Source organism: Marinomonas foliarum, from assembly GCF_003337275.1.
Lineage (GTDB): Bacteria > Pseudomonadota > Gammaproteobacteria > Pseudomonadales > Marinomonadaceae > Marinomonas > Marinomonas foliarum.
On sequence record NZ_QPJQ01000002.1, the window covers coordinates 187,423 to 197,949 of the forward strand.

The following is a 10,527-nucleotide window of genomic DNA, read 5'->3' on the forward strand; positions in this document are numbered from 1 at the left end:
TAGCCTGAATCACTGCATTAATGCCATGAGGACTGTGCAAATAAGCTGGCCTTGACGATTCACGCCAGCTTTAGGAAAGATCTGTTTTAGCTGAGAACGAATGGTAGCCTCGCTTTTTGATCGATTTTCAGAAATTTCTTTCAAGCTCATCCCTAGAACTAAATCAGCACACAACTTGGATTCAGCAGGGGATAAATCAAAATACGCTGCGATCAATTCTGGTGTGGGCATTGAGCGTTTAGCGCTATCATACAGAGTGGCCAAAATACCGCTGCCTTCTATTGGGGAAAGTGTCATAACCACAGGCTCTTGGCCACTCGCCTTAAAGATAATCACATCATTTTCATAAATGCCTTGGCCCATGCTAGCGCGAATAATTTGGGTTGACGCCGTTAGAAATGAGTTTGTATGTTGGGCATTTTTGAATTCAAGACGTTTGTCTTTTACAGATATTTGATCGTGCCTTGATAAGAAGTCTTCGGCTTTTTGGTTCGCATAAATCAGCTCAGATCGTTCATTTAAAATGAAACTGGGATTGGGTAACGCGTCGATGAGCGCTGCCATAGATCGATTCGTGGTATTGGTTTTATCAAGTTGCTTATATAAAAGCACTGCTTGTTTGATAAAAGGTACCAAACGATTTAGCTGAGCAATTTCAGCCTCTTGATAAGCCCCTTGTTCCACTGTTCTTTGCATGGCCAACAATGTCGTATGTGTTTCCGTACTGTCGACCACCAGCCATGCACTATCAATCATGTTTTGATCTTGCTGCCAGCGATCGTAATTGGGTAGGTGCTTAACTTGCTCAATCAAAGACAGTGCTGTCTGAAATTGTCCAGGATGACAATGAATAGCATGATTGGAGACTAAGTCGCTCTCAATCATCTTGTTGTTTATGTACCATTCCATAAACTCTAAAGATAAGCCTGCGTACCAAATGCTTTCTATTTGTAAGGGATGTTTTCTAATGACGACCAGCTCAGCGGCACAGGCATCAATAGATTCCGTCAGTAGATCTAGGAAAGTATGAAAGCCTTCTGTTTCTATCAGGGCTGCATACAAGGATTGAATCAGCTGTGGTTCTTTTGATAATGGCTCGCAAGTGAACCTTGTATCCAGAATAGATTGGGGCATAGTTTTTACTACATCATTATTTTCTTAATAAAAGACATACTTTATTTTCAGCTCATACTAGATCAAGAATAGTCCTAGGTTTTATATTACTCTGATGATACATAATTATGACTAAGACATAATATAGTTATACCTAAGTGCACTATTTTTCTCTATAGACTCCTTGGTGACTTCCCACACTTTAAAGTTATTTTTTGTATTCGACTCTCCGGAAATGTAAGGTGAGAATTATCGGCTCAAGCGGATGGAGTGCGGAGAGGGCACCATGAGAATAAGACATTTCAAATCTTCAGATTCAACAAAAATAGCCGATCTTTTTCATGGTTCAGTGCATTCAATAAGCTCTGATATCTATTCAAAAGAACAGTTAGAAGCTTGGGCGCCAACACCGCCAGATTACACTATGTGGAAAGTGCGGTTAGAAAAAACTAAACCTTTTGTCGCTATTATTGATGGCGTGGTTGTTGGTTTTATCGAACTAGAACTGGATGGCCATATAGATTGCATGTACGTACACAGGGACTACCAACGCCAAGGCGTGGCGAAGGCACTTTTTAAGCACGTTAGTCACGAAGCGAGAAAAAATGGCTGTAAGACACTGTATGTTGAAGCCAGTATTCTTGCTAAAGCCTTCTTCGAAAAAATGGGCTTTGGTATTGAGTCTGAAAACATTGTTAAGAAGAACCGCCAAGAATTGATCAACTATTCTATGAGCGGTTTACCAAAGCCTTAGTTTATTCTCCTCAAACTTCTCCTGTGTTCAGCAGCATGCCTTGTGGGCTGGTGTCGAAGAGCAAGACGCGATTCAAATCTACCGACATCGAGATATTTTCTTGGCGTTTGACATGGGAGCGTAGGTCGAGTCGGGCTTTGGCGTCTTCACCACCGAGTTTGAACATGATTTCCTTATCGAAGCCAAGGTTTTCCACCAGTTCCACTTGTATATCGTTGAATTCAAATAGGTTGTCACTGGGCGATGACAAAGCGCTGTCTTCAAAGAAGTCAGGGCGAATGCCAACCAAAACTGTGTCGTGGGATTTGAGGTCCTGTAAATCTACATTGGCGATTTTCGCCGCTGGTAGTCGGTAATTATCGAATACCAGATCTTCACCTTCTATCTTGGCTTCGATCAAGTTCATCGCGGGTGAACCAATAAAGGTCGCGACGAAAGTATTGGTGGGTTGCAGGTAAATTTCCATCGGTGTGCCGACTTGTTCGACGATGCCATCGCGCATGACCACAACGCGGTCGCCCAAAGTCATGGCCTCGATCTGATCGTGGGTAACGTAGATCGCCGTCATGTTGTATTGATGCTGAATACGGGCGATTTCTGTCCGCATGTGATGGCGCAATTTAGCGTCCAAATTCGACAACGGCTCATCAAACAAATACACATCCGCATCACGAGCCAATGCTCGCCCCATGGCGACACGTTGGCGCTGGCCACCAGATAAATCGGCAGGTTTGCGATCCAAGTAGTCGTCGAGCTTGAGCATTTCCGATACGTCGGCCAGTTTCTCTTTAATCGTCTCTGCATCGGCGCCGGATTTTTTCAAGCCAAAGACGATGTTTTCTCGCACCGACATATGCGGATACAAGGCGTAGTTTTGGAACACCATGGCGATGTTGCGTTTGTGTGGTGGCAAATCATTAATGGCGCGGCTGCCAATCTGGATTTCTCCCTGGGTGATGTCTTCCAACCCTGCCACCATGCGCAGCGTGGTACTTTTACCGCAACCGCTTGGGCCAACCAGCACGACAAACTCACCGTCTTTTACTTCTAAATTGAGGTTCTTTACGATCGGCAAGTTACCGTAGGATTTATTCACGTTACGTAAGATTACTGAGCTCATAATTCTATTCCTTATCCTTTAACGCCGCCGTCTGTGAGGCCACCTGACAAATGCTTATTCGCCAACATGAAACAAATCACCACCGGTAGCAGAGTCAACATGGATGCGGCCATGATGCGATCCCAAATGGCGTTTTTCGAGGTAAACAGGGTTTGCAATGCCAAGGGCAAGGTTTGGAAATCTTGGTATTGTTTGAGGAACACGGAAGCAAACAAATACTCGTTCCAAGCGATGACAAAACAATAGATAAACACGGTAAACAGCATGGGTTTCGACAAGGGCATGATGATGCGCCAGAAGGCTTCTACCCTTGAGCAACCGTCCATCATTGCCGCTTCTTCTAAGGAGAAGGGAATGGTACGAAAGTAATTTCCCAACATGTACATGGCGACTGGCAAGGTCTGAATCAGATAAATCAAAAACAGACTGAAAATTGTCCCTGCGGCGCTGGATGCCAAGCCAACGTTGACGCTCATTTGATAAAGCGGAACCATCAGCAATACGCCGCCAACCATGTAGACAAACAAAACACCGTTTGCCATTAAAGATTGCGCAGGGAAACGTAAGCGCGCAATGGCATAGGCAGCAAGAGACGCCAAAAAAGTCGAGCAAATCCCTGTCACGAAGGAAATCACAAAGGTATTGAGCATGTAGCGACCAAACGGAAACACATCGCCGCCGGCGCTAAATTTATCCAGCAGCATCTGCTTTTTCTCGGCTGACAACGCGGGGTTGTCCAGTAGGCGTTGCACACTCGCAGGGACATCCACTTCTTTTGCTGGCATCAAGCCAAGTAGCTCTTTGTAGGCATCCAAGTGTAAAACACGAGGAATGAGTGATGGATTACCCCAATCTATCGGATGTTTTAACGAGGTTGATAGAATCTGCAGAAATGGAAACACGCAGAAAATCACCAACGCGAGCACCAAGGCATACAAAATCACAGACTGGGTGGTTGAGCGTTTATTCATCATATTCTTCCCCTACCACTTAAGGACTTTACGAACGTACAGCCAGATCAAGCCGACCAGCACGAGTAATTGAATCACCGAAATCGCGGCTGCTACGCCTTGATCGACAATGCCTGCGAACGCTTGGTAATATGTGAAAATTGGCAAGGTTTCGACATTGGGTGCAAGCAAGTAAACATCTTCAAAGCGGTTCAAATTCCAGATAATGCGCAGCAACACCACGGTGGCAATGACGAATCTCAGCTCTGGTAAGGTCACGTGCCAAAACCGTCCCCACGCATTTTGTCCATCTATCGCGGCGGCTTCGTACAAGTCTTTCGGTACGCTTTGTAATTTGGCGAGAAACAGCAAATAGGCGATCGGAAAATGCTTCCAAATATCGAAAACAATCACGACAAATAGAGCCGAGTCTGGGTTGCCTATTAGGTTCTCTCGAGTGTCTGTCAGGTGCAACACATCGACCACCACGTGGTTATAAATGCCGTTCACTGGATCGAAAATAAACTGCCAGCCAAATACCACACTGATGACGGGGGCAAAGTAAGGTAGGAGAATCAAACCGCGAGCCAGGTTGCGAAAGCGAAACTCTTGATTCATCAAAATGGCGGCCGCCAAGCCCAATACCGTTGTCCCGATTACAGTGCCAATTAGATAAATAACCGACACGCCGATGGAATGGTAATAACGCGGATTGCCGAGCAAATCCGTGTAGTTTTCCATGCCGACGAACGTCTTGGTGCCATTGAGTTGAACGTCAAAAAAGCTCAGATAGATGTTGAATAGAATTGGGTAAATCACCAGCAAGCCAATGATGCCGACCGCGGGAGCGACCAGTTTTAGACCCAAGCGAGATTCGTTTTTTATGAGTACAGAAGACATATGTTCTTCCCTTTTTTGCATTTGACCCGACCCTAGCTCTCCTCTTAATAAGGGGAGGGAACTGATTACTGCTCCTCCCCCTTTACAAGGGGGAGGTTGGGAGGGGGTCTATTGTCTATTCGCCCATGATGGCTTTCATTTCCGCTTCGGCATCGTCCAGCGCCGCTTGCGGATCTTTTCCTTCAATGGTGACGCTGTAGATCATTCGAGGAATCACCGATTTAGCGAAGATGGCGCCGGAGGCTGGGAAGGTTTTACCTTCTACTACAGAGAAAGAGCGAATATCGTCAAAACCCGATACGATCTGCTTCATCTTGTCTGCACCATAAAGCTTAAATACACCATTTGGGTCTTCCAAATAGGCTGGATCTTCAGCGATGCCTTTCAACATAGGATTCATACCGCCTGGAGCCATGTGCAGGAAGGTGATGTAACTGGCTGGATCGTACATAAACTCGATGAAGTCTTTGGTAGCTTTAGTGTTTTCAGCACTTTTCGTTTTCAGTGCGACAAGACCAGACAAGGTGCCGTAAGATGCGGCGCTTTTGTGGGTGATAATTGGCGCGAACGCGGTATTTTTCACCAATTCAGGGTCGAAGGTGCCACCGCTGAGTTCTTTGAAGTTTGCTGAAGACAAAGAGCCTTTTGCCACTTCTGCGAGAGCAAGGTCATCCATTATGTAAGTGGAATAGAAGAACATGCCCATCTTGCCTTGTAAGTAATAATCCCGAGCGCGCCAGTTCTGTGGCCCTGGTGGATTGTACTTGGCTAACTCTTTGTAATACTCGATGGTTTCAAGGGTGGCTGGGCTGTTGAAGACCAAATTGCCTTTGGCATCGAACTCACTGGCATTATTGGATAGTGCCAGTTGGGTGAATACTTGTTCTGTGTAGCTGTCTTGTTTAGTGCCGATCAAAATGCCGTATTGATTATTGGCTTTGTCAGTCAGTGCCTTGGCGGCCGTTTCTATATTTTCCCAAGTGTTAGGTGCCGCTAGGCCTTTTTCATCGAACCAGTCTTTGCGATACCAAATGCCTTGAATAAAACCGTGATAAGGCAAACCATAGTAATCGCCAGAAGGTGAGGCCAGCGTGGTCAGTGCGCCTTTATGAAAGCGATTTTTGCCGATGTCTTGGATCACGTCTTGGTGTGTTTTGGTGTCGACTACGCCTTCTTCCCCCAGAGCCATGATGATTTCAGAGTTCACTTCAATTAACTGCGGTGTTGTGCCAGCAGCGACGGAGGCGGCCATTTGTGTTGCCATTTCGTTTTCATCAACCGCGACGACTTTAACCGTCACGCCATCGTTTAAAGCTTCAAAGGTGCTGGCAAGTAACTCGATATTTTGTAAGCGGTCGGTTTGGGTTTGTGCTGTCCAAAATTCTACTGTGGCAGCGTGAGCGAGCTGGCTTATCAGGAGTCCGTTTACCAGCATTGTGCCGGCGACGAATAGTGACGTTTTAGTTTTCATTATGGCTTCCTCTTGTTGTTATTTGTCTGCTTCTTATGGCTTTAAAAACGTGGGTTATTAAAGTCCTATCGACACAACCCCCGGAGCTAAAACGACTTGTAGGTCCTTCACCGGAGTCCCTTTGATGCGCGCTACCATCATCTGGGCAAGCTGTTCACCGATTTGTGCTGGTGGCGCTTGCTGAATGCTGGTAATCCCCATACTGGCGGTCAGCTCATCTGCGGGTGTATCACAACCAATCACACACACAGGCTTATCTCTTTCATTTAGCTGTGTGTTGTGCAATCGCATGGCCGCCAATGCGGCGGCACGTGCGCTGGTGCTGGTTAAGCAAATCAACGCGGTGATATCTGGGTGCTGGAGTAGAAACTCGGCACAAGCGAGGTAACTTTCTTCCTCGTCATAGCCCACTTCTAACCATTGTTCAGACGCAAGAGAAAGCCCAATTTGCTCGGCGGCATCTTGAATCCCGCGTCGCCTTTCTTGGGCGAAGAAATACCGATCGCTTACTGACACCACACCAATTTTGCGATGTCCTTGTTCGTTCAGGCGACTCAGGCTTAAATGACCAACTTGGTAATTATCCAAATCGAGCCAAGCAAATTGCGCCGCGCGCTCGGTGCGTCCGTAACACACAAAAGGTACGTTAAGTTTCAGTAAGCGATGGACTTTCGGGTCGTTAACCCGAGTGCGAAGGAGTAGAAAGCCGTCTTGATCGCCCGCTTTTACTAGGCGTTCAAACTCGCTTAATTCCTGTTTGCCTGTATCGATTGCTACCACTTGCAGCAAATAGCCTTCTGCTTGCAGCGCGTGTCGAGTTCCAGCCAACACCTTCGAAAGAATGGGGTCGAGATATTGCGTGTCTTGGCAAGGAATAATCGCCGTAATCACACGTTTTGCTTGCACCCAATGAGCCATTTCTGGCCCTTTCAATTGGTAGCCCTGTCGCGCAGCTTCTTTTAGCACACGCTTTTTTGTGCTCGGGCTAATGTCTGGGTAATCGTTCAGTGCTCGTGACACCGTGGATACCGACAACTCCAACTGGGTTGCTATCTCTTTAATTGACATAAATTAATTCACTGCACCATTCTTATTGTTACCACTGTCCATCATTCAAGCCTGATTTAAAAGACTTAATCGTGCATTTTGTGACCAGCAATAATTGACGTTAAGACCGAAAATGTTTCGATGCAATACTTTATTTTTGCACAATTTAAGTGCGTTTAATGGTAGAGAGTTAGTGGAAAAGGACAGTTTATTATTAACAACCACCTCTTTCTTGCGTTGAAAGTGCAGGTAGTACCACCTACTATCAAGGTATGATTGTTTTTAAGTGAATTTTCCAATCTGGATGAAAAAGATGACAGAATCGGCAACCAATGTAAGAAAGCAAAAGCTGCTTGATGTGCTTTTTGAAGATCCAGTGATTTCTCAGGCTCTTACTCAAATCAATGCTTTTGTTATTGATCATTACCCTGATGGTTTACGTATTACCAATAGTCTTGAGGGGCTGGCAAGAGAGTCCTCTAATGATGCCTTTACTTGGATAGAATCGATTCACCCCGAAGACAGAGAGCGCGTTCGGTCAGAGTGGTCAAAGGTTGTCTTTGGTCATGAGGATTTTTTTGAAAGTGAATATCGCTTCATGATCCAAGGAGAATATCGTTGGATTTCTTTGAAAGGCAGTATGATTTCTCGCTCCTCTGATGGAGAGCCAGAGCTCTATATTGCCGCGGATAGGGATATCACGGAAGAGCGACGATTACGTCAGCTATTAGAAGAAGAAAGAGCACTTCTGGCGCAGTTAGTGATTAGAGACGAGTTTCTTAACATACTAAATAGGCGTTATCTTGAAACAAAGCAATCGCACTTTTTTCGCAACGATGGCCAAACACCCGTTGCTGTGTTGGTGTTGGATATCGATAATTTCAAGCAATTAAATACTCGCTTAACACATCATGGTGGCGATATGGTGTTGCAAGCCGTGGTTGGTGCCATTCAAACCTGTTTAAGCCGCTTAGACATTCTGGCTCGCTATGGCGGTGATGAATTTGTTTTGGTCTTTCCCCAGTCTTCGTTCGAATATGCTCATGATATAGCTGAACAAATCTTAGACGTTGTTTCCAAGGTCGAGGTTCCCAAGATAAGTGACATGACAATATCCGCTAGTATCGGTCTAGTTCACGGTAACCCAGTCGAAGGGCAGGATTTCTGGAGCTATTTTGAAGAGGCGGACGCACTATTGTTGCTAGCGAAAAAGCTTGGTAAAGCACAAATACAAAGCAAATTACTGCCTTAGTAAAGGCAGGTCGAGATAAACAAAATATAAAAAATCGGTGGGGAGTACCTAGTACCTGTGAATTATCGATATTTTTGCTTTCCTCGACCATATCATGCAGCCTTAATCTTTCATTTTGTCGACCATTTCGACAAATCTTGCTACGCCAGATGTAATCTCAGTGAGGCCGTGTGATACTTCATTAATACTTTCTTGTCCATGAAGGGCAATACCCGAAACCGAGCTAAGCATCTCATCCATATCATTGATTAAATTGTGATTTTTTTGTACGACTTCACTAATTTCCGATGTCGCTGTAGCCGTATTACTGGCCAGTTTTCGAACTTCATCTGCAACAACGGAGAAGCCGCGTCCGGCTTCTCCAGCACGTGCCGCTTCTATCGCCGCGTTAAGGGCGAGTAAGTTGGTTTGATCGGCAATAGAACGAATGGTGACGACTATATCGGAGATGCTCTTAGATTGAGTTTTCAGTAAATCGCCTAAATCTGCGGCCTGTTTTACTTTTTCGGCAATATCGTTCGATGTTTGCACTGACGCATTAAGAATCTCTACGGCGTTTGACGACACTTGACTGGTTTGTTCCGAGGTGGCTGCAGCCAGTTCAATCGCGTTCATCGCATTATTAACGCGTTCTGAAATGTCTGAAGCGAACTTAATGACTTTGTAGACGCGACCTTTTTCATCAAAAATTGGGTTGTATGTCGCTTCTAACCATATAATTTTTCCTTCGCCATCAAAGCGTTGGAAGCGCCCAGATGAATGCTGTCCATGTGCTAATTCGGACCAAAAATTAGGACGTTCTCTGTAGAATCTATCATCACAGAACATTTTATGATGTTTGCCAACAATGTCTTTTAGGTCACATTTCATGGTCCTTAAAAAATTACTGTTGGCGTGAAGTATGTTGCCTTCAGGGTCAAACTCTATGACCGCAAGGGAGCGGTCTAATGCTGTCAACACCGCATTCTTATTTGCCAAGGATTCTTGCATTTCTGTGATGTCGTTCGCTATTTTTAGTATCTTCGTTACCTTACCTGAGTCATCGGACACAGGAAAGTAGCTGGCTTCTAGGTGAATAGGTTGCTTGTTTTGTTTAAAGCGTAGAAAAGTACCGTGGAAAGATTTTCCTGCCTTAAGGTCATCCCAAAATGTTTTGTATTCAGTGGATTTTATGTATTCGTTGTCACAAAAAATACGATGATGTTTGCCAATAATTTGATCTAGTGAGTAGCCCACCGCTTCTAAAAAAATCGGATTGGCATCCAATATAATGCCATTCACATCAAAGCTAATACAGGCAGTATTTTGTTTGATGGCGTTTAATTCATCTTGGAACTGGCTTGAAGGCTGAACTTGTTCTTTCTTAGGCGACGACTTATCTTCTTTTTTACTGAAAAACATCTAGGCTATCCTTAATTAACGGCTTTTAACCTTCTGAGCAAAGTGGAATTTCATCTTTGGCTGATGAGGAAAAAGATACTTTCCATATGTATCTTTTGATTATGGTTGAAGATAATGATATTTGCATAATCAAAAACACTATCTTCGAGTGATTTTTTTACTTTACGGCCTAACAAATCCCTTTCTCGCTTGATCAATTTCTTCTCGCATAAAACAGTCTTCCGCATGGTCGTTGATGAGTCCCATGGATTGCATGAAGGCGTACATTGTTGTTGGTCCGACGAATTGCCAGCCGCGTTTTTTGAGCTCTTTTGAAAGGGCGATGGATTCAGCGCAGGTGGTTTGGGTTTCAGGTGGTGGTAGGGTGTTTTCGTCGGGTTCGTAGCGCCAAATAAAGGCGGCTAACGAACCTTCTTGTTCGATCTGTTGTGGTTGAATTAGCCGGACACTTCAATAAAGGATAATATCCAATTATTGAGGTGTAAAATGACTAAACGTACTAACAAACAATATCCAAAC

General features: G+C 44.8%; 9 protein-coding genes and 1 pseudogene. 2 read left to right on the forward strand and 8 right to left on the reverse strand.

Annotation, left to right across the window (positions count from 1 at the left end):
• Positions 1 to 9: 9 nt before the first annotated feature.
• The gene (locus DFP77_RS01885) at positions 10 to 1,134 is read right to left on the reverse strand and encodes a helix-turn-helix domain-containing protein (RefSeq protein ID WP_114410598.1); all 1,125 of its coding nucleotides are present in this window, start codon (positions 1,132 to 1,134) and stop codon (positions 10 to 12) included.
• 265 nt (positions 1,135 to 1,399) lie between these two features.
• Here DFP77_RS01885 and DFP77_RS01890 point away from each other — a divergent pair, with 265 nt between their 5' ends.
• A complete protein-coding gene (locus DFP77_RS01890) occupies positions 1,400 to 1,867 on the forward strand; it encodes a GNAT family N-acetyltransferase (RefSeq protein WP_114410599.1) in 468 nt (155 codons plus the stop codon).
• A gap of 10 nt (positions 1,868 to 1,877) precedes the next feature.
• Here DFP77_RS01890 and DFP77_RS01895 read toward each other — a convergent pair whose 3' ends face one another.
• The 5 genes from DFP77_RS01895 to DFP77_RS01915 all read right to left on the reverse strand — a co-directional run bounded on the left by DFP77_RS01895 (position 1,878) and on the right by DFP77_RS01915 (position 7,376).
• Positions 1,878 to 2,987 (reverse strand): ABC transporter ATP-binding protein, encoded by a 1,110-nt coding sequence (locus DFP77_RS01895; RefSeq protein ID WP_114410600.1) that lies wholly within the window; start codon positions 2,985 to 2,987, stop codon positions 1,878 to 1,880.
• An 11-nt stretch (positions 2,988 to 2,998) separates the two neighbouring features.
• Positions 2,999 to 3,961 carry a carbohydrate ABC transporter permease gene (locus DFP77_RS01900; RefSeq protein ID WP_114410601.1) on the reverse strand — a complete coding sequence of 321 codons (963 nt, stop codon included), beginning with the start codon at positions 3,959 to 3,961 and terminating at the stop codon, positions 2,999 to 3,001.
• A 9-nt stretch (positions 3,962 to 3,970) separates the two neighbouring features.
• Positions 3,971 to 4,837: a carbohydrate ABC transporter permease gene (locus DFP77_RS01905; RefSeq protein ID WP_114410602.1), complete on the reverse strand. Its 867-nt coding sequence runs from the start codon at positions 4,835 to 4,837 to the stop codon at positions 3,971 to 3,973.
• A gap of 115 nt (positions 4,838 to 4,952) precedes the next feature.
• Positions 4,953 to 6,308: an ABC transporter substrate-binding protein gene (locus tag DFP77_RS01910; RefSeq protein ID WP_114410603.1), complete on the reverse strand. Its 1,356-nt coding sequence runs from the start codon at positions 6,306 to 6,308 to the stop codon at positions 4,953 to 4,955.
• Positions 6,309 to 6,365: 57 nt separating this feature from the next.
• Positions 6,366 to 7,376 carry a LacI family DNA-binding transcriptional regulator gene (locus DFP77_RS01915; protein ID WP_114410604.1) on the reverse strand — a complete coding sequence of 337 codons (1,011 nt, stop codon included), beginning with the start codon at positions 7,374 to 7,376 and terminating at the stop codon, positions 6,366 to 6,368.
• Positions 7,377 to 7,668: 292 nt separating this feature from the next.
• Here DFP77_RS01915 and DFP77_RS01920 point away from each other — a divergent pair, with 292 nt between their 5' ends.
• On the forward strand, positions 7,669 to 8,607 hold the full coding sequence (locus tag DFP77_RS01920; RefSeq protein ID WP_181858481.1) for a GGDEF domain-containing protein: 939 nt from the start codon (positions 7,669 to 7,671) through the stop codon (positions 8,605 to 8,607).
• Between the two features lie 102 nt (positions 8,608 to 8,709).
• On the opposite strand, the gene DFP77_RS20070 is transcribed toward DFP77_RS01920, so the two are convergent.
• Together DFP77_RS20070 and DFP77_RS01930 are read right to left on the reverse strand one after the other, a co-directional pair.
• Positions 8,710 to 10,008 (reverse strand): methyl-accepting chemotaxis protein, encoded by a 1,299-nt coding sequence (locus tag DFP77_RS20070; RefSeq protein WP_114410606.1) that lies wholly within the window; start codon positions 10,006 to 10,008, stop codon positions 8,710 to 8,712.
• A gap of 162 nt (positions 10,009 to 10,170) precedes the next feature.
• Positions 10,171 to 10,437, reverse strand: a pseudogene (locus DFP77_RS01930) (DNA-3-methyladenine glycosylase I); the annotation flags it as partial.
• Positions 10,438 to 10,527 lie beyond the last annotated feature (90 nt).